We start from the raw sequence: 23,644 nt of genomic DNA on the forward strand, positions 1-23,644 counted from the left end.
CCCTAATATGCAAGATACGATAATAGTAGGATTATCGGATGAAATAGATGAGGAGAAGTTAAAAAAGGGAGTAGAGCTTGGGGCACAAGATTATTTTATGTATCCAATAGATGAGATAGAGCTACAAATAAGAACGAGGACATTATTAAAACGGAAAAGGTATCAAGAGAATATACGCAACCATTTGGAGAAACAGCTAGATCTATCCATCAAAGATGCAGTAACAGATCTATATAATAGACATTATTTTGATTTGCATGTGATACAGATGGCGAAGAGATCGCATGAGTACAAGAATACGGTATGCTTATTAATGTGTGATCTAGATGATTTTAAGTTGGTAAATGATAAATATGGTCACCAAGCCGGAGATGAGATATTAAGGCAATTAAGAGCAGTATTAAAGAGAAGCTTTAAATTAACAGACTTAGTGGCTAGATATGGTGGTGAAGAATTTGTAATATTAGTAGATGATATATTAATAGATGGTGCAGAGGAAGCGGCAGAAAGGCTATGCCAAAAGATAGCCGCAATGGAGTTTAATATATCAACAGTGCCGGAGCAGCTTAGGAAGACCGTTAGTATAGGAGTATCAGAATATAAACAAGGAGAGCAAATTGAGCAGTTCATAGCAAGAGCAGATAAGGCTATGTATATGGCTAAACGGAATGGCAAAAACCAAGTGGTGAGAATTAAGGATTAGCAAGTAGCAGTAGATGTGAACTGCCCAACGACTAAAGACCGTTGGGTAGTTCACATAAAAAATAGGAAGATAGGACAATGGGTAATAAAAAAACATGGTTTAAACAATTAATCAACGCGATTACTTGTGATAATATACATACCTATCATAAGGTAATAAAGTATTTTACAAAGGATGAGATTAATAAATTAAGAGATAAAGCAGGCAATACATTATTACATTTAGCTATTATCAATCGTAATTCTATTATATTAGAAGATTTAATTAAGAAAGAGATAGACCTGAATGTCACTACTCAAAATGGTAGTACCGCCTTACACTTATCAATTGAAACGTTCCAAGAAAATTCCATTCCAATAATAGAACATCTATTAACACGGCAAATCGATGTGAATACACTGAATAAGATGGGTAGGACTGCCATTGATTTAGTAATATTAGATAGTGCCATAGATACTGAGGAGCAAAAAACCAAAATAGTTAAACTTTTTTTAGAAAACTATTATAATCTTGTTATTACTAAAGAACATTTTACTATCCTACATACGTGTGCGGCAAAAGGTTATCTTGAGATTGTAGAGTTACTTATAAATAAGGTCAATATTGATATACGTGATGATGAAGGGTGGACTATGTTACACTTAGCAATTAAAAATAATCATCATGAAATAGTCCAATTACTATTAAAACACCACGCTAACATCACGATATATTCACCAGAAGGTCTCAATGCTATACAAGCTGCAACCAAGGAATGTAATTTAAAAATAATAAACTCTTTGTTAAAATACTGTGATACAGTGGATGATATGTGCAGTGCGTTTTTGATCAATCTTGCTAATACAATAATGGATTATGAATGTGGTCGTACATTACAGCATATAGCTGCAGACGAAAACTATGCGGAGATAATTAGATTATTGTTGAGGCATAATATTGATATGCACTGTAAAGATACTACTGGGCGAATACCGATGCATTTAGCAGCTGAGAGTGGGAATATAGCTATAATCAAAGAGTATATAGCACATAATGTAGATATTAATATACAGGATGCATATGGTATGACACCATTGCATTGTGCTATTCGTGGTGGTAATTATACCGTAATATCCATATTACTAAAGCAGGGATGCAAAATTAATATATCAGATCATAATAGTATTACTGCACATCACTTATTAACGCACACAACGGATTTGATAATGTATGATATTTTCCGTAGCTATAGTAACGCTCAAGTGGAAGATCCTACACTAAAGATAGTTGGTGGTGATGCAGAAATTGGCTCTGTCCAAATAAGTGTGTAAATTTCCGAAAGGTTATATAAAAGAAAATATAACAAAAAAAGACATTACAATGACAGAGAAACAAAATGCTGCAATGGATCAAGCGATAGATTTATTGATTCATAATGATACAGATGTATCAACCGTATTCAAGGAAGATGGTTTATTAAAAAAACTAACCAAGCGTCTTGTAGAGAAAGCCTTATAGTCTGAGATGAATAATCATTTAGGATATAGCAAGTATAATCAAAGTGATACTCAGAATTCACGTAATGGTTATAACACAAAGAATCTGATTACTAAAGAATGGTGCTGTTGAGATTGAAGTGCCAAGAGATAGAAATAGTAGTTTTGAACCATCATTAGTAGCAAAGCGTCAAAGAAGACTTGATGGTTTTGATGATAAAGCACTATCTTTGTATGCTAAAGAGATGTGTTTATCAGATATTAAATTACAACTTCAGGAGTTATATGGAGCTGATGTAAGCGAGAGTTTAATTAGCGGGATCACAGATGATATAATAGAGGATGTTAAGCTATGGCAAAGTCGTCCATTAGATCCAGTATATGCTATAGTATTTTTTGATTGTTTAGTAGTAAAAGTACGTCAGGATAAGCGTATTATCAATAAATCGGTATATGTTGCCTTAGGTATTGATTTAGAAGGAAGGAAAGATATTTTAGGATTGTGGATCAGTGAGAATGAAGGAGCTAAATTTTGGCTTGGTAATTTTACTGAAATGAAAAATAGAGGTATGCAAGACATACTGATAGCATGTAGTGATAATCTTACTGGTATGTCTGAAGCTATAGGTGCTGTTTTTCCAAAGACGGAGCATCAATTATGTATTGTACATCAAATTAGAAATAGTTTACGACATGTATCATATAAGGACCGGAAAGAGCTAGCTGGTGATTTAAAACCTATTTATACAGCTAGCACAGAGAAAGAAGCACTTTCCGCTTTAGAGGCTTTTGAATCTAAATGGAATAAACAATATCCTCAAATTGCTAAATCTTGGTATCTTCACTGGGATAATTTAATGATTTTCTTAGGATACCCTGAAGAAATACGGAAAATAATTTATACAACTAATGCTGTGGAATCCGTTAATAGTCAACTCCGAAAAGTTACAAAAAATAAACGTGTTTTTCCAAATGATAATGCTGTTTTTAAAAGCTTATATTTAGCAATTGATTACATGACCAAAAAATGGTCCATGCCTATACCAAATTGGAATGCGGCTATGGCTCATTTTTTAATAAAATTTGAAGATAGAATCTAACCCTTTGGAAAAGTTTACACACTTATTTGGGAGGGCTCCAGAAATTCTGTAAGTAAATTTGTAATAGTTGAGATTTAATCTTACATTTAGTAAAATTAAGATAATATTAAATGGAGGATTAGAGATGAATCTAAATCAAAAAATAATAAAGCCAAAAATAGGATTACTAGAATTAGCTAGGAGTCTTGGTAGTATATCGTCAGCATATAAAGCTATGGGTTACAGTAGAGACAGTTATTATAGGTTTAAAGAGTTATATGAAACAGGAGGAGAAGAAGCATTATATGAGATTAGTCGGAAGAAGCCAATTATAGCGAATAGAGTTGATCCTGCCGTAGAGAGAGCAGTATTAGATATGGCAGTAGAATACCCCGCTTATGGTCAGCTGCGAGTATCAAATGAGCTTAAAAAGACTGGTATTCTTGTATCACCTGGAGGAGTTAGATCTATTTGGCTACGTAATGATTTAAATAATATCAATAAAAGACTTAAAGCATTAGAAGCCAAAATGGCTCAGGATGGTATTGTTCTTACCGAAGCTCAGTTACAAGTATTAGAGAAACGGCGTAGCGAGAAAGAAGCTCATGGTGAGATTGATACACAGCATCCAGGTTATCTAGGATGCCAAGACACATATTATGTAGGTAATTTTAAAGGCATAGGCAAGGTATATTCTCAAGTGTTTATTGATAGTTACACTCGGGTTGCAGAGGCTAAACTATATACTGATAAAACAGCACTTACCGCTGCTGACATGCTTAATGATAGAGTGTTACCATGGTATGAGAGTCAGCAAATACCAGTACTTCGTATTTTAACTGATAGAGGTGGTGAGTATAAAGGTAATATAGAACATCATGCTTTTGAATTGTTCTTAAGCATTGAGGGTATTGAGCATACTACTACTAAAGCATATTCTCCTCAAACAAATGGTATGTGTGAACGTTTTAATAAAACTATGAAACAAGAATTCTTTGATACTGCTATGCGTAAAAAGATCTATACTGATCTTGATGATCTACAACTAGATCTTGATATTTGGCTAGAATATTATAATAATGAAAGACCGCATTCCGGTAAATATTGCTATGGAAAAACACCTATGCAGACTTTTATGGATAGTAAAAAGTTAGCTGTTGAAAAGAATAACGAAATCTTATATCTTGAATACTCATCTGACAGTCATAACTTATCAGACATTCAGATATAATTTTTATAATGTCTGTAAGATTAAATCTTGACTTCTACAGATTATACTTATTGCAATCTATCAATTCAGTATTTGATACTTTTATATGCTTATAATAAGCAGTAAGATCTGGTTTTCCGTCCTCATCAATAAATCCAGCATTTTTTGCTGTTTGTTCTTCTAAATGCTTATGATAAGATGTAAAATCCGGATTGCCATTTTTATCTAGACATCCTAATTTCTCAGCCTTATATTTTAATTTTTTTGCCTTCATTCTTTCCTTTGCTAATGCTTGCCTACTTTTTTTATCATCATATTTGTCTAATATTTTACGTTTAGACATAAATTTAACCCTATATTCTTACGACTTAATGTTGCATATTTACTTGATTGCAACAGCCATTTTCTATCTTGTTATGTGATTCAATATGAAATATACTTTATCTAAAAAACTTCTAGTATTATTAGGTAAAGATGATATTAGTTGTATTAACATTTAAATCTATTATGAAGATCTATAGTTTGTAGCGGAATATTGATTGAAGTAGTGTTATAGATGTTAGAACGCAAGAAGTTAAGTTCTGATTCAAGATTATCTTCAAATACTTCAGTCATCCAAGCTTTATAATTATCTTGAGAATGAGTAGACCAGCGATAGTATCTAGCTTTCAGTAAATCTTTTGTATCATAAGGAGCATTTTTTGCCCAAATCTTAAATCTTGTTTTATTGCAATTAATAAGTAACTGCTTTAATACTGGTTGTTTAGAAATAGGTAATGCTTGAGCTAGTAAATGCAATCCAGCAAGACAATCTGTTACAGCTCTATGTCCTTCATAAAAGAAATTATACTTATAAGCAAGATATTCTAACTTATGGCTTTCTATTTTTTCAGCTTTCCAATCAATATCGACTCTTGAACATCCCCAAGCTTTATGTGGTAAGTATGGAAACATTTTGTCAAAAAATGGTTTATCAAATGCTGCATTATGAGCAATAATGATATCAACATTTTTAAGAAACTGCGTAACTTCTTCTTTATCTATAACCTTGCCTTGAACCATTGCATCAGTAATTCCGGTTAGTTCAGTAATATGCGGGGGTATTGGTTTTGCTGGATCTTGATACCGGTTGAATTCATCAACTATTTGATAAATACGCCCATCTTCAGTATATTCAAATTTTACCATCCCAAGTTCTAGTATTTTATCTTGTTCATGTGATAAGCCGGTAGTTTCGCTGTCTAAAAATACTCCTATGTGTTTTGGAGCGTTATCAGGTAAATGGTAAAAATCAGGTTTTATATATCGTTTAATAACTTTATACTGATCTGAGCCACTTAATGTATCAGCTATTTGCTCTAGATTATTATATTTTAAACCGTTACCTGTAGTATTAGATTCCTCTTGAATTGGAAGAGTGTGTTGATAACCTCTTGATTTCCTTATCCTAGCGATACGTTTAATATTCTTATCCATATCATGTTGGGAGTTACAGTGGATAACTTCATAATTACCTTTATTAGAGTACAAAGAACCCCAGCTACATATAAGATCAGTAGTACCAAATAAATTAGCTTGAGTAGTTAATCTATAATATTTATGATCTTTAGTCCAATAAGAAACTGTCATTTTAATTAATGCTCTTCAAATCAAAAGAATTTCAGAATATGTTTTAAGAACTTTTCTTTGTTGAGATTAAGATCTTTGTTTAGTTTGAATCCGCCATTTTTCCAAATACCTACAACTGTTCCATCAGCAAGAGTGAGAGGACAGTGGGGTAATATCGTAGCATCATTCTTAACTTTAGAAAGTACTAGTTTTTCGAGAGAGTAGGCACCGATTCCTTTTCTAATATCATCAGCACATTCTATTAGAGCTTCAATATATTGACTACCTTTTTGAGATAGTGCAAAAATAGAGCTTGCTGTTCTTGATGTCACTTTAGTGACATTACCGACAGCATCCCATATTTCTTTAGGTATCTTAGCGAAATACAAGTAGTTAACAAGTTTTTGTCTTGATATGCCAAGGTTCTTAGCAAGATGTCCTTGCGTTATACTTAAATCCGCAAGTAATCTTGTATAGTATATTCCTTTTGAATAGTCGCATATGTCAAGACCTTGGTTTTCCTTAATCTGAATGATTGCGGCGTGTTCGTCAGTGACGTCCTCAATTACGGCTTTAAGCGGAAGTTCAGCATCTAAGCAAGCTTTCCATCTTCTGCTACCTGCTATGATCTCATACTTAAACTTTGAATCATTTTTGCAATAGCGAAGATGTACAGGCTCTATTTGACCATTCTTTTTGATGTCCCTTGCAAGCTCTATTACATCACCAAACTCGAAGTTGCCTCTATCAGCATACTTCCATCTAGTGCAGTCCTTTGGATCAACAGTTACAATTTGCATCACATTACACCTTTTAAATTAATTGCTTCATATGTGGCAGGAAGTTCTGCTACCAACTAAAATGTCTTACATTTTAGTTGGTAGCTATATATCTGTAAATAAGTGGTTTTAAGGATTGTACACAGCTATAAAGAAGTTTGCAAGTAAAAAAGAATGCAAGAAACAAATAACAACAAATAATGTTGTTGCAGAAAAACACACATCTTACTTTATTATAAAATATACACAGAAAAATATTCTAAATACTTGATAAGTAAAGGAAAAAATGGTACTATCAATATATGAAAAGAAGATAAAACAAACACTTGTTCATTACTAAAAATAACATTTAAAAAGAGGGGCTTATGAATTTAGTAAATACTAAAATAATATCAAATATAAGTAATTTAACAAATATAGAAAAAGAATTAATTGATGAGAGATACGATACAATTTTGTTTAACAATGGTAATTTAATGTTTAAAGCTTCTCATGGATATTTACCACAGTTTCAAGAAGAAATAATTAAATTACTAGATATAGAATTATTTCGTGAAGTTATAATTGAACATATATTTTTGATCATGCCCCCATATTGCAGTTATGCCTATTAAAAAGCTATACGTTCAATAAGAGTACCAATAACCTTATCATGAATATCCAATGACTTGGAAAAGCAGATTGTCTTACGTGCAAGCCTCTTGCATCTCGTTCTAAGGTTCAAGTTACTTCGTTCTATCCGTTGAGTGTATTTTTTACTGATAATATGCTTTTTAGGGTCTAATAACCTAGCATAACTCCCCCATCCATCTGTATAGTAAAAAGTCACCTTGAAATTCTCTAGTTTTTTCAGTAATGATTCTAATGTGCTATCACATCTTGTACCAAACGTATAAGCAACTACTTTTAACGAAATCTTATCCAAGGCATACCAAAGCCATCGTTGTCTGGATTTATTCTGTACATAAGACCATTGTTCATCTATCTCAGGAGCAATAATTACTTCTGTTGTACTGATAGAATGATTTATTGTTTTTTAATACTAGATTTTTTTAAAACACGGATAACTGTATTGATACCCACTTTTAATACTCTTACTGTATCTCTAACTCCAGAGCCGTTGATTGACATTTCTACTATTTGCTCCTTAACTCCAGGCTTAGATGCATTATTAATATACTCCAATTGAAAATATCGATTACACCGCTTGCATTGATATCTCTGTTGTTTTGAAATTGAATATCCTGACTTTATTACTTCTTCTGTGTTGTTACAATATCTACACTTAACATCTATTTTTGCCATAACTCCTTAACTATAATTCTCTCTTATTACTGTTTGAGGATTATAGACTATTTACTCTAAACTGCAATACGGAGGCACGACCCAGCATGGAAGCTAATCAAGAAGCTATGGAACTTGAAGGGATAGACGATGAGGTATCAAATCATGAGATCTTGGCTTAAGAAACAAACAACAAGTAATTAATATATAATAAATATGAGGATAATAAATGAAGAAATTATTTTGTTTTGATTTTGAGGTCGTGCCTCCGTATTGCAGTTTAGAGTAAATAGTCTATAATCCTCAAACAGTAATAAGAGAGAATTATAGTTAAGGAGTTATGGCAAAAATAGATGTTAAGTGTAGATATTGTAACAACACAGAAGAAGTAATAAAGTCAGGATATTCAATTTCAAAACAACAGAGATATCAATGCAAGCGGTGTAATCGATATTTTCAATTGGAGTATATTAATAATGCATCTAAGCCTGGAGTTAAGGAGCAAATAGTAGAAATGTCAATCAACGGCTCTGGAGTTAGAGATACAGTAAGAGTATTAAAAGTGGGTATCAATACAGTTATCCGTGTTTTAAAAAAATCTAGTATTAAAAAACAATAAATCATTCTATCAGTACAACAGAAGTAATTATTGCTCCTGAGATAGATGAACAATGGTCTTATGTACAGAATAAATCCAGACAACGATGGCTTTGGTATGCCTTGGATAAGATTTCGTTAAAAGTAGTTGCTTATACGTTTGGTACAAGATGTGATAGCACATTAGAATCATTACTGAAAAAACTAGAGAATTTCAAGGTGACTTTTTACTATACAGATGGATGGGGGAGTTATGCTAGGTTATTAGACCCTAAAAAGCATATTATCAGTAAAAAATACACTCAACGGATAGAACGAAGTAACTTGAACCTTAGAACGAGATGCAAGAGGCTTGCACGTAAGACAATCTGCTTTTCCAGGTCATTGGATATTCATGATAAGGTTATTGGTACTCTTATTGAACGTATAGCTTTTTAATAGGCATAACTGCAATATGGAGGCATGACCAAATAGTTGGGGCAAATGAGCTCACAACGCAAGGTAAAGTAGCTGTAGAAAATAAATCCGCTGTATCTTGGGTTTCGACTACCACGCAAAGTAAGAGTAATCAAGACAGAGGCAGATAAATGATCAGTATTCTCGGTAATAATCATGAATAGCACTAATAGAGTTAAACGTGGCAGATTTATAACATTAGAAGGTGTAGATGGCAGTGGTAAATCCACGCAATGTTGTATGTTAAAGGAATATTTAAGTGCTCAGAACATTCCTGTTATGTCAACTAGGGAGCCTGGAGGCACAGAAATTGCTGAGGAGATGCGAAGTATCTTGATACATAGAGATCTACTGCCGATGTCGGAGTTATTACAAGTTATGGCAGCACGCTATGATCATATTGTGAAGCAAATTCTTCCTGCAATAGAAGAGGGCTATACGGTGATATGCGATAGATTCATTGACTCAACGACCGTGTATCAAGGTTTAGAGATTGATGGTGGTATGGAGCTCATATACGACTTGCATAAAAAGCTCATGCCCTCTATAATGCCGGACATTACGTTTTTCATTGATATAGATCCAGTATTAGGGATGGAAAGAGTAAAAGTTTGTAATGGTGATAACTATAGTAGCAGTAATTTGAGAAATAATAGATTTGATATTAAGGACTTAGATTATTACAAGAAGATTCATAATGGTTTTAGAACATTAGCTGATAAATACCCGCAACGCATAACGACAATTAAGGTAACGGCTTTAAGTACACCAACACTAACACATAAGATGATCACGAGATATTATAATGATTTGGAATAGTAGGATATGCAAAACAAACATGCGGATAGCTCAAGTTATGAATTTGTAGGGTTGCTGTATACGGGAAATATGTAAGCGACAATATTCATAAGATAACAAAAGAGGAAAATCAATGTTTAAAATAAAAAATATTACAAAAAGCATAAAGCACATAAAGAAAATACTAACACCTAGTTCTCCAAAAACGACATGTTCTAGCATAGTAGCATCGACATTTGATATGGAGACATCTAATAAAATTACCTCTGACTTTGGTTTTAGTCAAAAGTATGTTGTGAATAACAGTAAAGAGGCAGATTGGGCAGGAGTCAGGAAAGCAATATATAACAGATTTTCTGATGAGATCGATGCCACAAATATACAGAGCTTGGAGCAAGTTATGCCACTTGTTGCATTGAAACAACAAGAGTTTAGTGCTACGAATGCAAATATCAATTGGACAGAGATTAGGACATTAATATATAACAGGTTTGCGGATGAAATACATGCGTGGAGCAAGAAGAAGCATGGTGATATTATAAAATATAGTCCAGTGAGAGATGTGAATGAAGAACTGGATATAATAAAAGAGCAGGGATATAGTTTTGCAAAACAAAAAGCTGCTTTAAAAAGGAGTATCACAGATAAATGGGACGAGATTGAGAGAATAAAATATTTGTCTAAGGAAACATCATGGAATTCCAAGAGCCAACAGAAGCTATTATCACATGATGATAGTATTATTGGTAGAATGAAATTCTTGTCTATTAAGGGTTACTTATCAAATTATGCTGGAGATGATGAGTTGTCACAATCAATCGATTCAGTAATCAAAATTAAAGATACATTGATCACAGAGTTTATGGATAGAGTCTATGATAAGCATATTCATGCTACAGAAGCTCGGCAAAGTGTAGCGGAGGCAATAGCATTTGGCAGTTTAATAGATGAGCAAGAAGTTGGTATCTTAGGAGAATAACAATAATCGTTAAGTGGTTTAGCTTTTTAATATAGCACTATATTTAGTTGTTCTAGCTAATTAAGTATGTAATTTCTAGCTACTATATTTAAAGTACATACGGTGTAATATTTCTGTTTTAAGTTGTTACATACTTAATTAGCATTTAATAAGCAAAGATAAAGCAATCAATAATCAGTAGGCAAGAAAATAAGAGGAGCAAAATATGACAACGGCAATACACACGCCACAAACATTTGAGCATATCAAACAGGAAGTCGAGGATAATATTAAAAATACCGCTGCAGAGAATGATAATACAAATGATAATACATTGGAATCCATCAAGAGTAACCGCATATTATCATTATCCGGCGGTGGAGTTAAGGGGATAGCGGAGCTAGTGGTGCTAGCGGAGCTAGAGGAGCGAACAGGTAAATCTATATCAGAATTGTTCCCTATTATTACCGGCACTAGTGTGTAGAAGTCAAGATTTAATCTTACAGACATTATAAAAATTATATCTGAATGTCTGATAAGTTATGACTGTCAGATGAGTATTCAAGATATAAGATTTCGTTATTCTTTTCAACAGCTAACTTTTTACTATCCATAAAAGTCTGCATAGGTGTTTTTCCATAGCAATATTTACCGGAATGCGGTCTTTCATTATTATAATATTCTAGCCAAATATCAAGATCTAGTTGTAGATCATCAAGATCAGTATAGATCTTTTTACGCATAGCAGTATCAAAGAATTCTTGTTTCATAGTTTTATTAAAACGTTCACACATACCATTTGTTTGAGGAGAATATGCTTTAGTAGTAGTATGCTCAATACCCTCAATGCTTAAGAACAATTCAAAAGCATGATGTTCTATATTACCTTTATACTCACCACCTCTATCAGTTAAAATACGAAGTACTGGTATTTGCTGACTCTCATACCATGGTAACACTCTATCATTAAGCATGTCAGCAGCGGTAAGTGCTGTTTTATCAGTATATAGTTTAGCCTCTGCAACCCGAGTGTAACTATCAATAAACACTTGAGAATATACCTTGCCTATGCCTTTAAAATTACCTACATAATATGTGTCTTGGCATCCTAGATAACCTGGATGCTGTGTATCAATCTCACCATGAGCTTCTTTCTCGCTACGCCGTTTCTCTAATACTTGTAACTGAGCTTCGGTAAGAACAATACCATCCTGAGCCATTTTGGCTTCTAATGCTTTAAGTCTTTTATTGATATTATTTAAATCATTACGTAGCCAAATAGATCTAACTCCTCCAGGTGATACAAGAATACCAGTCTTTTTAAGCTCATTTGATACTCGCAGCTGACCATAAGCGGGGTATTCTACTGCCATATCTAATACTGCTCTCTCTACGGCAGGATCAACTCTATTCGCTATAATTGGCTTCTTCCGACTAATCTCATATAATGCTTCTTCTCCTCCTGTTTCATATAACTCTTTAAACCTATAATAACTGTCTCTACTGTAGCCCATAGCTTTACATGCTGACGATATACTACCAAGACTCCTAGCTAATTCTAGTAATCCTATTTTTGGCTTTATTATTTTTTGATTTAGATTCATCTCTAATCCTCCATTTAATATTATCTTAATTTTACTAAATGTAAGATTAAATCTCAACTATTACAAGCCATAGTACATATGTTTTTCTGTAATTTTGCTGTAAGCCTTTCTAGCTTCTGAGTATTGACCTTTGTCAAATAAAACTTTAGCTATTTTAAAGTAATTTGGTTTTATCAGATTTGTTTTTTTACTTTGTAGAAGTGGTATGTAGACTGAGTCTTTAGATTTGCTTCGTGTTATCATTTAATCTTAGATATCTTTGCTAAAGAGCGCATTATATATTAACAATAATTAATATCAAGAGTAATTAATATTATAATAATTTTATATAGTGTTATTGTAGAACTAATAACACAGTAGATCTTTAAATAAGAATTAGAAAAACAGGGCATTTCAGTTTAGTCTCCAAAAGTAAACTTTTGGAGACAGTCAAATTTCTTTTTCATGAGATTCAAATATATTTGATATATATTCAGATTATTAATTTATTAATAATCTCCTTGACAACAAACATAAATTACCATATTATATGATAGTAGTTGAAATTTTAAGGTTTCATTGAATTAATCTAAATCGAGTAAAAGACTCAATGTATCTAGAACGTAATTACACAACTCACAAGCCTGTATAAAGAAGTAAGTATTATTGTATTAACATTATTGTATGCAAATAAAGAGGTAGGAAGATGAGCTATTTTGCTAATTGGTTCAATAAGTCAACTAAGGTTATCAGCAAGGCGAAGAAAGCCGCATCCAAGTTTGAAAAGTTCATTGATAAGCTTGAGGATAAGGTTGCTCATTTAACAACGGATCTTGCATATAAACTTGCCAAAGACAATGACATATATAAAGATCATGAGCTTAAAACCCTTAACGATTTAGGAACTGATTGGCAAGTGTTATGTAAATCTTCTGATAATGCTGATACCAATCAGAATGGTTATAAATCCGTTGTATTTATAAATCAGAATACTAAACAAATACTAATTGCTACGGCTGGCACAGTTCCTACAGACATACATGACCTCAAAGATGATGCTTATATCGCAGCAGGTACCTTCCCGAGTAAAGTGGATCAAGTTAAATCTATGATTGATTATATCTCTAAGTCACTTGGGGCTAACATTGATAGCTATACATTTAATGTGACAGGTCATTCTCTTGGAGCAGTTTTAACTGATGCTACTGCTTTTGAGATTATGTCTAGGAACCTTAAGCTTGGAACATCAGTGACCTTTGATAGTCCAGGCTCTCAAAATGCAATACAAGCAGCAATAACCGCCGGAGTATTTAGTAATACATTGGATGTTACTATTGAGGAGTTAGCAGAACATTGTGTTATATATAATGCAAAACATAATATTATTAATTATAATCCTATTATCAGTAGTCCGCATATCACAGAACCAAAATTAGTTATTCCTACAAAACAAGTTATACCCAATGATACACCTACAGTACAGTCAGGAATATTTAGTTACACTGGTTATTTAGCTGGTAAAGTAGGAACACTTGTTGAAACTTGCTCAAGTTATTTAGGTGTTAAGAGAACCTTAAAAGCACTCGAAAATCTTAAAGGGCATTCTCTTAAAAACTTTGCTAATATATGCGAGAAACCTGTTATTGAGACTCTAGGATGGGATAAAACTATGGATGGCATCCTATTGATCAAAGATTTCGAGGGATCAAATCATATTACTTCTACCGGTAATGATGTGGTAGTGATTACAGAAAAAAATATTGATGATGATACTATATCAATATCATCCAATGAATTTAGTTATGACGATTTAGAACGTGCTTTTAACTATAATGTTAATGGAGCATCGCTATTAGGTGTAGATGAAGAGTTTCCTAGTTTAGAGTTTATAAACTAATCTTGTTTTACGTGACTGGTGCTAAAGATTGATTTCTTTGCAAATAACAAACATAGTTATTATTTATAATAAAAAATTAGTATGTACCATGAAGCTTAATGCTGACGATATATCTCCTTACGCCACAGCTCTATCTGCCATCGTTGGGAGCGTCGTAGTAGCACCTTTCTTAATTGTCAAAGATAAAGTAACATCAACCATTTCAGATATTTGGAAAAACCTAGCAACAGAGCATCCGTGCCAAGTTGCTACAACAGAACACAATGCTTGTTATATGTCTCTAACCGAATCTATGGACGATGACGGCTGGAATGTGGTTACCATCATAGGCGATACTGCTTTGTTGGATAAATTATAGAAGTCAGGATTTAATCTTACAGACCACAGTGGTCATCTTATCTAGATTTGTAATAGTTGAGATTTAATCTCACATTTAGTAAAATTAAGATAATATTAAATGGAGGATTAGAGATGAATCTAAATCAAAAAATAATAAAGCCAAAAATAGGATTACTAGAATTAGCTAGGAGTCTTGGTAGTATATCGTCAGCATGTAAAGCTATGGGCTACAGTAGAGACAGTTATTATAGGTTTAAAGAGTTATATGAAACAGGAGGAGAAGAAGCATTATATGAGATTAGTCGGAAGAAGCCAATTATAGCGAATAGAGTTGATCCTGCCGTAGAGAGAGCAGTATTAGATATGGCAATAGAATACCCCGCTTATGGTCAGCTGCGAGTATCAAATGAGCTTAAAAAGACTGGTATTCTTGTATCACCTGGAGGAGTTAGATCTATTTGGCTACGTAATGATTTAAATAATATCAATAAAAGACTTAAAGCATTAGAAGCCAAAATGGCTCAGGATGGTATTGTTCTTACCGAAGCTCAGTTACAAGTATTAGAGAAACGGCGTAGCGAGAAAGAAGCTCATGGTGAGATTGATACACAGCATCCAGGTTATCTAGGATGCCAAGACACATATTATGTAGGTAATTTTAAAGGCATAGGCAAGGTATATTCTCAAGTGTTTATTGATAGTTACACTCGGGTTGCAGAGGCTAAACTATATACTGATAAAACAGCACTTACCGCTGCTGACATGCTTAATGATAGAGTGTTACCATGGTATGAGAGTCAGCAAATACCAGTACTTCGTATTTTAACTGATAGAGGTGGTGAGTATAAAGGTAATATAGAACATCATGCTTTTGAATTGTTCTTAAGCATTGAGGGTATTGAGCATACTACTACTAAAGCATATTCTCCTCAAACAAATGGTATGTGTGAACGTTTTAATAAAACTATGAAACAAGAATTCTTTGATACTGCTATGCGTAAAAAGATCTATACTGATCTTGATGATCTACAACTAGATCTTGATATTTGGCTAGAATATTATAATAATGAAAGACCGCATTCCGGTAAATATTGCTATGGAAAAACACCTATGCAGACTTTTATGGATAGTAAAAAGTTAGCTGTTGAAAAGAATAACGAAATCTTATATCTTGAATACTCATCTGACAGTCATAACTTATCAGACATTCAGATATAATTTTTATAATGTCTGTAAGATTAAATCTTGACTTCTACATCTTATTACTGTTTGAGGATTATAGACTATTTACTCTAAACTGCAATACGGAGGCACGACCGATTAATTTACCTAAAGTGGAGCAATTAAATTGGCTCTATTTAGATATGAATAGTTATTTTGCCACAATAGAGCAACAATTAGATCATACGCTTAGAGGTAAGCCCATAGCAGTAGTTGCTAATCTGTCTGATAGTACCAGTGCTATTGCTGTCAGTTACGAAGCAAAGAAACTTGGTATTAGTACTGGAACTAAAATATTTGAGGCGAAAAGGATATATCCTGAGCTAGTGTGCGTTGTATCTAAACATGAGGAATATACAAAATATCATAAGGCCATATTTGCAGAGGTGGAGAAACATTTACATGTAGATAAGATATTGTCAATAGATGAGGCAGCATGCAGGCTTACAGGAGAGTTATGTAATCAGGATAATGCTATTAATATAGCAAAGCTGATAAAGCAATCTATTAGAGATCATGTAGGTGAATGTATAGAATGTTCGGTAGGCATAGCTCCTAACCGCTATTTAGCAAAAATAGCGTCTAATATGCAAAAACCAAATGGTTTAGTAGTAATACGTCCTGAAGATATACCGGAGAGATTGTTGGGGTTGCAACTATATGATTTACCAGGAGTAGGCAAAAGTACATATAGTAGACTTCGGGGTTATGGAATCCAAACAATTGGGCAGTTATACAAGTGCTCACCTCAAGAACTCAAGAAAAAATGGGGTAGTATTGTTGGGGCAAAGCTATGGTATTTATTGCGTGGTTATGATTTATCTAATGAGAATACAGCAAGTAATACAATAGGTCATAGTCAGGTATTAGCACCGAATCTACGTAACACTGAATCTGCTAGAATAGTAGCTTTAAGTTTATTACAGAAAGCGGCGTATAGATTAAGGGCGAAAAAGCTTCAAGCATCACGAATTATAATAACTATTCAAACTACAGATAGACAAACGTTAAAGAACAGTATTAAGGTAGCAAAGTTATCGGATAATATATCGATATCTAAAATATTTATTCAAGGATGGCATGATTTAATAAACTCTTACATAGAAAATAATAATAAATTATTGCCACATAAAATATCTATTGCTCTTACAAGTTTAACAGAGCTTGATAATCAGTTAAGTTTTGAAGATATGATGGAGAGTAAGCAGAAAAAAAGAAATACATCTCTAACAGAATGTTTAGATAAAATTAATAATAAATATGGTAATAATACAGTAGTATTAGGATGTGCTACTAGTAAAAATAATCAGTAATATCAATGAACAACAAAAACATACCAAAAGATTCTAGCGAATTAAGCACCGCTGCTGACACTCAAGAAAGAAATCGTAACCATGAACAAGTAGACTCGGATGGTAGCACTACTTCCGAGCGTCCAAGGCATGATGAGCTATTTAAAAAAGTCATGAGTGAGCCTGTAGCTGCTCGTGAGTTTCTAGAGTATTATTTGCCAGTTTCGTTTAAGAACAAGATTAATCTTAATAGTGTTAAAATAGAGAAAGAAAGTTTTGTTACTGAGGATTTACGCAAAAGACTTAGCGATGTGGTTTATTCTGTTTCTTTAAAAAAGAATAATATTAAAGATAGTACTACCGAAAGTGCTAATAGTGTTAATCATGACAAAGCATACGTATACGTGCTTATAGAACACCAGTCTAGTAGTGATTACTGGATTGCCTTTAGACTTTGGCAATATATGCTTCTTCTATGCGAAAGGCACAAGGACGACAATAAAAATAATAAAACTAAAAGTAATAGTGCAAAAGCAAGAGATCATAAATTGCCTCTAATATGTCCTATAGTGGTATATGCAAATGATAAGTCTTATAATGCACCAAGGAGCTTTTGGGAGTTATTTGAAGATGGCAAGACTGCTAAGGAATTAATGGGCGATGAGTATTTACTTATAGACTTACAAAAACAAAGTGATAATGAGATAGAGCAAAAGAAGCATCTTGGTATGATGGAGTATATGCTTAAACATATCAAGGCTCGTGATATCTTAAATCTATGGCAAAGTCTACTTGAGAAGTTTGAAAGTAGTATTGAAATAGATAAAGAAAATGGCTACATTTACATTAAGTGGTTATTGTGGTATAGTGATGCTAAGGTATCTGAAGATAAACAAGTAGAGCTAGCTAAGATCATAGCTAGCTACTTAAAAAAAGAAGATCAAGAGGGACTTATGAGAACTATTGCTGATAAATATATTGATGAAGGGATGCAAAAAGGAATGGTCCAAGGTATGCAGATCGGAGAAGCTAAAGGCATGCAGATTGGTAGAAATGAAGGCAAATATGAAGTAGCTAAAAATATGCTTGCCAATAATTACTCTATTCCTGAAGTTTCGCGTATTACAGGGCTTTCTATTTCTGTGCTCAACACTCTTCTTAAGTCTAAATCCTAACTATTCTTTTTGGAAAGTAGTAGATACTACTACTTTCATCTATATATTTTACTTGTAGGTCTTCAGTTAAGGAACTTGCGCTGTGACGCAAAATGGTAGAATTATACATGTAGTGACTCGCTTTTGAAATGAGATGCAACATTCCCGTATATTTCTTTGACTTGACAATAATTACTACACTCGCCTGCATCTAACCTATTATGCCATTTTTCATAATTATGAAAAATGTGTATTAAAGCTTTAATAGCTCCATTGAAAGAATCATTTCGATAGAGTGCTTTGTATGAGGTGTTGCTATCATTTGCTGGAAACCAAAACATAGAATTTGGATCTTTGTTTGCAAGTTCAATTCTAGACCAGAAATTTTTGTAATAGTTGAGATTTAATCTTACATTTAGTAAAATTAAGATAATATTAAATGGAGGATTAGAGATGAATCTAAATCAAAAAATAATAAAGCCAAAAATAGGATTACTAGAATTAGCTAGGAGTCTTGGTAGTATATCGTCAGCATATAAAGCTATGGGTTACAGTAGAGACAGTTATTATAGGTTTAAAGAGTTATATGAAACAGGAGGAGAAGAAGCATTATATGAGATTAGTCGGAAGAAGCTAATTATAGCGAATAGAGTTGATCCTGCCGTAGAGAGAGCAGTATTAGATATGGCAATAGAATACCCCGCTTATGGTCAGCTGCGAGTATCAAATGAGCTTAAAAAGACTGGTATTCTTGTATCACCTGGAGGAGTTAGATCTATTTGGCTACGTAATGATTTAAATAATATCAATAAAAGACTTAAAGCATTAGAAGCCAAAATGGCTCAGGATGGTATTGTTCTTACCGAAGCTCAGTTACAAGTATTAGAGAAACGGCGTAGCGAGAAAGAAGCTCATGGTGAGATTGATACACAGCATCCAGGTTATCTAGGATGCCAAGACACATATTATGTAGGTAATTTTAAAGGCATAGGCAAGGTATATTCTCAAGTGTTTATTGATAGTTACACTCGGGTTGCAGAGGCTAAACTATATACTGATAAAACAGCACTTACCGCTGCTGACATGCTTAATGATAGAGTGTTACCATGGTATGAGAGTCAGCAAATACCAGTACTTCGTATTTTAACTGATAGAGGTGGTGAGTATAAAGGTAATATAGAACATCATGCTTTTGAATTGTTCTTAAGCATTGAGGGTATTGAGCATACTACTACTAAAGCATATTCTCCTCAAACAAATGGTATGTGTGAACGTTTTAATAAAACTATGAAACAAGAATTCTTTGATACTGCTATGCGTAAAAAGATCTATACTGATCTTGATGATCTACAACTAGATCTTGATATTTGGCTAGAATATTATAATAATGAAAGACCGCATTCCGGTAAATATTGCTATGGAAAAACACCTATGCAGACTTTTATGGATAGTAAAAAGTTAGCTGTTGAAAAGAATAACGAAATCTTATATCTTGAATACTCATCTGACAGTCATAACTTATCAGACATTCAGATATAATTTTTATAATGTCTGTAAGATTAAATCTTGACTTCTACAAGTTATCTACATACACACATACTCTTCTAATTTCAATCTTAATATGTCAGATCAAATCTGAATGTTTACACTTAACTATTCTTTTTGGAAAGTAGTATAGGTTACTACTTTCATACTTAGTTCTAGCTCTCTGTCTTAATTTTTTGCGTTTGCTATTTGCTTCTTTTGCTCAAGTAAACTTTTAACTCTTCTGTTTAATTTTTCTCTTCTCTTCTCTTTTTATAACAAATTCTATTGTCTTGATTTAAGTCCTCTTCCGTTAATGGCACTACTTGCGTTTGCATCACAGTAGCAACTTGATTACTGTAGTTCTTGTTTAGCTGTCTTTGGTAATTTTGTTACTGTGATTTCATTTGAAAAAGACCTGAAAGTAATTAATGGATTTAATTTAACTCTATCTTAAATATCGTTTTTGGTCAAAAGCATTCTAATCACCAAGGAAAATATATCTGTACGGAAAACACTTGTTTTCCGTATCAGTAGAATGTGATTAGCGTTTAAATAAAAAATAATACTATTTAAGTAAAATATAATATATTACATAGAGCCAACCAAGGAAACCATGCACTATAGCCCATAATATTGAATGGTTAACATTGAACGATATTACTATTGCAAGTATTGAACCGAGCGAGATACCACCAAATCCTAAATATTTCATATATTATACTAAATGCTAGTATTTATTTATGGTTAGATTTTTTTTCTTTATCAGAATGTGCATTATCTGACTTAGAATGAACATTATTTTCTTTATTATTATCCTTATGAGATTCATGATTTTTTTTATCTTTCATATTGTCTTTATTATGTGCTGAACTCATAATAACCTCCTAGATTTTTATACGGGTTTATAAAACTTGCTTAAAAGTGATTTATTTAGGAATAAGTAGCGCTTATTCCATAGTCCTTACTTTTAGATTAATATATTAGTTCTATAATGTCATATATTAAATTATTAATCTAGTTAAATTTATGCAACATATTGTATATATATAACATTAGCATTTTAATAGTATCTAAAAGTATACGGTAATCCTCCCATTTTTAATCGCAATAGAGAGTAGAGAGTTAAGTTGCGAGAGCTAATTTTTGTATTGGTGTTATACCGCCAATAGCCATATTAAGTCTTTCGTTATTATAAGACCAAAGCCATTGAGTTGCAAGATCCTGTGCTTCTTGTATATTAACAAATAAATACTGATTTAACCAATCATATCTTACAGTTCTATTATATCTTTCAATATATGCATTTTGCTGAGGCATGCCTGGCTGAATGAATAATAACTTGATATTCTTTTCTTTTGCCCACTTGCTCAATAATTTACTGATATATTCAGGTCCATTATCACAACGTATAGATTTTGGCTTACCTCGCCATTCTATAATTTGATCTAGTGACCTGATAACTCTTCCTGCTGACAATAAAAAATCAGTCTCAGTACCAAGGCTCTCTCTATTAAAGTCATCAATCACATTAAATAAACGATATTTCCTACCATTCTCTAAACTATCGTGCATAAAATCCATGGACCAGCAATCATTTATTGTTTTAGACACTATAAGCTTTTTAGGCTTTGCTCTAAGTAATCTCTTCTTAGGCTTTATTCTCATATTAAGGGCTAGCTCCTTATATATCCTGTATACACGTTTATGATTCCAACCAAAACCTTTGATATTACGTAAATATAAAAAGCAGAGGCCAAGGCCTCAGTTCTTTTGATCACCTACTAAACGCATTAGCTGGCCTGCTATAATATCATCCTCAGATGATAGCTTCCTTTTATATCTATAGCATGTTTCGCTGACACCAAAGATCTTGCATGCACTCCTTATAGAAATATCTTTTTCTCCAGATATTATTTTAGCCATCTCCCGCCTTTGAGATGGCTTCCTAACTTTTTTTCAAGTACTTCCTTTAATATATCAGCTCTTAGCCTTTCCTCAGCATACATCTTTTTAAGCCGTGCATTTTCCGATTCTAACTCCTTTAATTTAGTAATCATCGGTAAAGCCATACCACCATACTTTGATCTCCATTTATAAAATGTCGCTGATGGTATTTTGTGCTCTCTCAGTATAGACGCTACAGGCATCCCACCGCTCGCTTGCTTTAAGATAGACATGATTTGGCTATCACTGTGCTTTGATATTGTCATTTATAGAATCTCCTCCTTTGTTTCTAGAAAATTCTACTCCTTTTGTCGATTGTTTTTGGGGGGGTTACCTTAATGTTTCTGTGGATTGCATAATAGGACGATATCCTACAAACAACTAATAACTTTATGCATCTAATGTGTTACAATCATAATACACATGTATTACAACTATATTATTATTTTACTGATTTTTATTACTTTGAATTATCACTTATGTATTACAATTGTAATACTGTTTTTTGTATCTTACTAGTTTTAGCTAGACAATAATTTAATTTTGTGGTACGTGTGTAATACACTTGTATCACATGGAGATTGTGTATGTCATCTAAAATTATTGCAATAATAAATCAAAAAGGTGGTGTAGGTAAATCTACTATTGCCGTTAATCTTTCCTTTGGTTTATATAAAAAAACATCGCGTGTACTGCTTATAGACCTTGATCCTCAGGCTCATTCTAGTTGTATATATTGTCCGGAAACAGTTTCATACGATAAAACAGTTGCTACTGCTTTTATTAATAAGAAGATAGATATTAATAATCTAATATTAGAAGCAATAGTACATAATGAAAAATTAAATAATTTAAAAATTATTCCTTCTAATATAAAACTTGCAACTGTTATTGAGCAAATTAGTAGTACCGTTTACAGAGAAAGAATATTACAAAACCACTTAAATACTATAAAAAAAGATTATGATTACATAATTCTAGATTGCCCACCAACGCTAGGCATTTTAGCCGTAAATGCTATATATTGTGCAAATTCAATAATTATCCCTACAAATTATGGGAGGTATTCACTAGATGGAATGGCTGACTTATTAACAGCAATACAGGAAATCAAAGAGGAACATGATTATAAATTTTTTATTTTAAAAAATTTATATGAACAAAAAAATTCTCAAACTAATAGGTACATTAATGAACAGTTAAATGCTTTGGATAAACATTTATTAACGACTATTATTCGGAAAAATGAAGCGATTAACCAAGCCCAAATTAACAACCTTCCTATACAAATATTTAATAGTTCTTCAAAAGGTGCACAAGATTTTAGCCTACTAGTAGAAGAGGTAATACATTATGCGTAAATCTAAAATAAACCCATTAACAGAAAGTAAACTTTCAAAAACTGTTGCAAAAATAATTGCAGAAAAACCTATAGAAAAAAGTGGCTTTATTACCTCATCCAATAACAAAACAACTCATTATAAGACAAAAACATTTCGTTTAAGACAACTAGACGCAGAAAATCTTATAAAAATTGTTAAAGTAATTAATAATCATAATCATAGAAAAATATATTCAGATTCTGAAGTTATTAGAGGCTTAATTAATTTTATATCGGATAACTTAGATGCTAATATAAAAAAACTAACCAGCTATATCAATTCCTCTTCATAACACAATAATATTACCTATGTATTACTAATGTAATACGGATATTATATAATGTAGTTAAAAATATTA

21 protein-coding genes and 3 pseudogenes are annotated in these 23,644 nt (G+C 32.6%); 17 read left to right on the forward strand and 7 right to left on the reverse strand.

Annotation, left to right across the window (positions count from 1 at the left end; genetic code table 11):
- The 4 genes and pseudogenes from AC0ODJ_RS08645 to AC0ODJ_RS08660 all read left to right on the forward strand — a co-directional run.
- Positions 1 to 703 (forward strand): diguanylate cyclase (locus AC0ODJ_RS08645; RefSeq protein ID WP_474466035.1); only part of this gene is annotated, 703 nt, incomplete at its 5' end.
- A gap of 77 nt (positions 704 to 780) precedes the next feature.
- Complete coding sequence (locus AC0ODJ_RS08650; RefSeq protein WP_218460816.1) at positions 781 to 2,013, forward strand: ankyrin repeat domain-containing protein; 1,233 nt, start codon at positions 781 to 783, stop codon at positions 2,011 to 2,013.
- A gap of 49 nt (positions 2,014 to 2,062) precedes the next feature.
- A pseudogene (locus tag AC0ODJ_RS08655) lies at positions 2,063 to 3,278 on the forward strand (IS256 family transposase).
- A 124-nt stretch (positions 3,279 to 3,402) separates the two neighbouring features.
- Positions 3,403 to 4,488 carry an IS481 family transposase gene (locus AC0ODJ_RS08660; RefSeq protein WP_474465674.1) on the forward strand — a complete coding sequence of 362 codons (1,086 nt, stop codon included), beginning with the start codon at positions 3,403 to 3,405 and terminating at the stop codon, positions 4,486 to 4,488.
- A 34-nt stretch (positions 4,489 to 4,522) separates the two neighbouring features.
- Here AC0ODJ_RS08660 and AC0ODJ_RS08665 read toward each other — a convergent pair whose 3' ends face one another.
- The 3 genes from AC0ODJ_RS08665 to AC0ODJ_RS08675 form a co-directional block, all read right to left on the reverse strand.
- A complete protein-coding gene (locus AC0ODJ_RS08665; RefSeq protein ID WP_474466038.1) occupies positions 4,523 to 4,810 on the reverse strand; it encodes a hypothetical protein in 288 nt (95 codons plus the stop codon).
- A gap of 146 nt (positions 4,811 to 4,956) precedes the next feature.
- Positions 4,957 to 6,096, reverse strand: coding sequence for a 3'-5' exonuclease (locus tag AC0ODJ_RS08670; protein ID WP_474466039.1), 1,140 nt, complete (start codon positions 6,094 to 6,096; stop codon positions 4,957 to 4,959).
- Positions 6,097 to 6,116: 20 nt separating this feature from the next.
- Positions 6,117 to 6,875 (reverse strand): ParB/RepB/Spo0J family partition protein, encoded by a 759-nt coding sequence (locus AC0ODJ_RS08675; RefSeq protein WP_474466093.1) that lies wholly within the window; start codon positions 6,873 to 6,875, stop codon positions 6,117 to 6,119.
- A 344-nt stretch (positions 6,876 to 7,219) separates the two neighbouring features.
- On the opposite strand from AC0ODJ_RS08675, the gene AC0ODJ_RS08680 reads away from it, so the two are divergent.
- Positions 7,220 to 7,468 (forward strand): hypothetical protein, encoded by a 249-nt coding sequence (locus AC0ODJ_RS08680; RefSeq protein ID WP_474466042.1) that lies wholly within the window; start codon positions 7,220 to 7,222, stop codon positions 7,466 to 7,468.
- On the opposite strand, the gene AC0ODJ_RS08685 is transcribed toward AC0ODJ_RS08680, so the two are convergent.
- Positions 7,465 to 8,159 (reverse strand): IS1 family transposase gene (locus tag AC0ODJ_RS08685; protein ID WP_240466735.1). Its coding sequence is split into 2 segments (ribosomal slippage): positions 7,465 to 7,886 and positions 7,886 to 8,159, totalling 696 coding nucleotides; the frame shifts between segments, so codons are not numbered across the junction. The genes AC0ODJ_RS08680 and AC0ODJ_RS08685 overlap by 4 nt on opposite strands.
- 319 nt (positions 8,160 to 8,478) lie before the next feature.
- Between AC0ODJ_RS08685 and AC0ODJ_RS08690 the strand changes: the two genes are divergently transcribed.
- The 4 genes and pseudogenes from AC0ODJ_RS08690 to AC0ODJ_RS08705 all read left to right on the forward strand — a co-directional run.
- A protein-coding gene (locus AC0ODJ_RS08690; protein ID WP_474465035.1) for an IS1 family transposase occupies positions 8,479 to 9,173 on the forward strand; the annotation gives its coding sequence in 2 pieces (ribosomal slippage) (positions 8,479 to 8,752 and positions 8,752 to 9,173; 696 coding nt in all).
- Positions 9,174 to 9,347: 174 nt separating this feature from the next.
- Positions 9,348 to 10,010, forward strand: a complete 663-nt coding sequence (gene tmk, locus AC0ODJ_RS08695; protein WP_474466045.1) for a dTMP kinase — start codon at positions 9,348 to 9,350, stop codon at positions 10,008 to 10,010.
- A 112-nt stretch (positions 10,011 to 10,122) separates the two neighbouring features.
- Complete coding sequence (locus tag AC0ODJ_RS08700) at positions 10,123 to 10,968, forward strand: hypothetical protein (protein WP_474466048.1); 846 nt, start codon at positions 10,123 to 10,125, stop codon at positions 10,966 to 10,968.
- A 205-nt stretch (positions 10,969 to 11,173) separates the two neighbouring features.
- A pseudogene (locus tag AC0ODJ_RS08705) lies at positions 11,174 to 11,428 on the forward strand (patatin-like phospholipase family protein); the annotation flags it as partial.
- Between the two features lie 37 nt (positions 11,429 to 11,465).
- Here AC0ODJ_RS08705 and AC0ODJ_RS08710 read toward each other — a convergent pair.
- Positions 11,466 to 12,551, reverse strand: a complete 1,086-nt coding sequence (locus AC0ODJ_RS08710; RefSeq protein ID WP_474465666.1) for an IS481 family transposase — start codon at positions 12,549 to 12,551, stop codon at positions 11,466 to 11,468.
- Positions 12,552 to 13,236: 685 nt separating this feature from the next.
- On the opposite strand from AC0ODJ_RS08710, the gene AC0ODJ_RS08715 reads away from it, so the two are divergent.
- The 6 genes from AC0ODJ_RS08715 to AC0ODJ_RS08740 all read left to right on the forward strand — a co-directional run bounded on the left by AC0ODJ_RS08715 (position 13,237) and on the right by AC0ODJ_RS08740 (position 19,972).
- Positions 13,237 to 14,427 (forward strand): alpha/beta hydrolase family protein, encoded by a 1,191-nt coding sequence (locus AC0ODJ_RS08715; RefSeq protein ID WP_218459934.1) that lies wholly within the window; start codon positions 13,237 to 13,239, stop codon positions 14,425 to 14,427.
- An 88-nt stretch (positions 14,428 to 14,515) separates the two neighbouring features.
- Positions 14,516 to 14,785 (forward strand): hypothetical protein, encoded by a 270-nt coding sequence (locus AC0ODJ_RS08720; RefSeq protein WP_474466052.1) that lies wholly within the window; start codon positions 14,516 to 14,518, stop codon positions 14,783 to 14,785.
- Between the two features lie 113 nt (positions 14,786 to 14,898).
- Positions 14,899 to 15,984 carry an IS481 family transposase gene (locus AC0ODJ_RS08725; RefSeq protein WP_127896995.1) on the forward strand — a complete coding sequence of 362 codons (1,086 nt, stop codon included), beginning with the start codon at positions 14,899 to 14,901 and terminating at the stop codon, positions 15,982 to 15,984.
- Between the two features lie 8 nt (positions 15,985 to 15,992).
- Positions 15,993 to 17,300, forward strand: coding sequence for a DNA polymerase Y family protein (locus AC0ODJ_RS08730; protein ID WP_474466054.1), 1,308 nt, complete (start codon positions 15,993 to 15,995; stop codon positions 17,298 to 17,300).
- Positions 17,301 to 17,305: 5 nt separating this feature from the next.
- On the forward strand, positions 17,306 to 18,454 hold the full coding sequence (locus AC0ODJ_RS08735; RefSeq protein WP_474466055.1) for an Rpn family recombination-promoting nuclease/putative transposase: 1,149 nt from the start codon (positions 17,306 to 17,308) through the stop codon (positions 18,452 to 18,454).
- 432 nt (positions 18,455 to 18,886) lie between these two features.
- Positions 18,887 to 19,972 carry an IS481 family transposase gene (locus AC0ODJ_RS08740; protein ID WP_474465637.1) on the forward strand — a complete coding sequence of 362 codons (1,086 nt, stop codon included), beginning with the start codon at positions 18,887 to 18,889 and terminating at the stop codon, positions 19,970 to 19,972.
- A gap of 722 nt (positions 19,973 to 20,694) precedes the next feature.
- Here AC0ODJ_RS08740 and AC0ODJ_RS08745 read toward each other — a convergent pair.
- Together AC0ODJ_RS08745 and AC0ODJ_RS08750 are read right to left on the reverse strand one after the other, a co-directional pair.
- Positions 20,695 to 20,835, reverse strand: a complete 141-nt coding sequence (locus AC0ODJ_RS08745) for a hypothetical protein (RefSeq protein ID WP_474466056.1) — start codon at positions 20,833 to 20,835, stop codon at positions 20,695 to 20,697.
- A 247-nt stretch (positions 20,836 to 21,082) separates the two neighbouring features.
- Positions 21,083 to 22,170 (reverse strand): annotated as a pseudogene (locus AC0ODJ_RS08750) (IS3 family transposase).
- A 321-nt stretch (positions 22,171 to 22,491) separates the two neighbouring features.
- Here AC0ODJ_RS08750 and AC0ODJ_RS08755 point away from each other — a divergent pair.
- Positions 22,492 to 23,265, forward strand: coding sequence for a ParA family protein (locus AC0ODJ_RS08755; RefSeq protein ID WP_256621152.1), 774 nt, complete (start codon positions 22,492 to 22,494; stop codon positions 23,263 to 23,265).
- Entirely contained in the window at positions 23,258 to 23,578 is a 321-nt protein-coding gene (locus AC0ODJ_RS08760) for a hypothetical protein (RefSeq protein WP_474466059.1), read from the forward strand. Before AC0ODJ_RS08755 ends, AC0ODJ_RS08760 begins: the two co-directional genes overlap by 8 nt.
- Positions 23,579 to 23,644 lie beyond the last annotated feature (66 nt).

This window comes from Rickettsia senegalensis (assembly GCF_056135685.1).

Bases quoted from the DNA above. Each gene is read 5' to 3' on its own strand.
- tmk (WP_474466045.1), top strand. From the start codon at position 9,348: ATGAATAGCACTAATAGAGTTAAACGTGGCAGATTTATAACATTAGAA.
- AC0ODJ_RS08755 (WP_256621152.1), top strand. From the start codon at position 22,492: ATGTCATCTAAAATTATTGCAATAATAAATCAAAAAGGTGGTGTAGGT.
- AC0ODJ_RS08720 (WP_474466052.1), top strand. From the start codon at position 14,516: ATGAAGCTTAATGCTGACGATATATCTCCTTACGCCACAGCTCTATCT.
- AC0ODJ_RS08710 (WP_474465666.1), bottom strand. From the start codon at position 12,551: ATGAATCTAAATCAAAAAATAATAAAGCCAAAAATAGGATTACTAGAA.
- AC0ODJ_RS08660 (WP_474465674.1), top strand. From the start codon at position 3,403: ATGAATCTAAATCAAAAAATAATAAAGCCAAAAATAGGATTACTAGAA.
- AC0ODJ_RS08735 (WP_474466055.1), top strand. From the start codon at position 17,306: ATGAACAACAAAAACATACCAAAAGATTCTAGCGAATTAAGCACCGCT.
- AC0ODJ_RS08725 (WP_127896995.1), top strand. From the start codon at position 14,899: ATGAATCTAAATCAAAAAATAATAAAGCCAAAAATAGGATTACTAGAA.
- AC0ODJ_RS08650 (WP_218460816.1), top strand. From the start codon at position 781: ATGGGTAATAAAAAAACATGGTTTAAACAATTAATCAACGCGATTACT.
- AC0ODJ_RS08740 (WP_474465637.1), top strand. From the start codon at position 18,887: ATGAATCTAAATCAAAAAATAATAAAGCCAAAAATAGGATTACTAGAA.
- AC0ODJ_RS08730 (WP_474466054.1), top strand. From the start codon at position 15,993: ATGTCTGTAAGATTAAATCTTGACTTCTACATCTTATTACTGTTTGAG.
- AC0ODJ_RS08675 (WP_474466093.1), bottom strand. From the start codon at position 6,875: ATGCAAATTGTAACTGTTGATCCAAAGGACTGCACTAGATGGAAGTAT.
- AC0ODJ_RS08700 (WP_474466048.1), top strand. From the start codon at position 10,123: ATGTTTAAAATAAAAAATATTACAAAAAGCATAAAGCACATAAAGAAA.
- AC0ODJ_RS08680 (WP_474466042.1), top strand. From the start codon at position 7,220: ATGAATTTAGTAAATACTAAAATAATATCAAATATAAGTAATTTAACA.
- AC0ODJ_RS08745 (WP_474466056.1), bottom strand. From the start codon at position 20,835: ATGAGTTCAGCACATAATAAAGACAATATGAAAGATAAAAAAAATCAT.
- AC0ODJ_RS08670 (WP_474466039.1), bottom strand. From the start codon at position 6,096: ATGACAGTTTCTTATTGGACTAAAGATCATAAATATTATAGATTAACT.
- AC0ODJ_RS08760 (WP_474466059.1), top strand. From the start codon at position 23,258: ATGCGTAAATCTAAAATAAACCCATTAACAGAAAGTAAACTTTCAAAA.
- AC0ODJ_RS08715 (WP_218459934.1), top strand. From the start codon at position 13,237: ATGAGCTATTTTGCTAATTGGTTCAATAAGTCAACTAAGGTTATCAGC.
- AC0ODJ_RS08665 (WP_474466038.1), bottom strand. From the start codon at position 4,810: ATGTCTAAACGTAAAATATTAGACAAATATGATGATAAAAAAAGTAGG.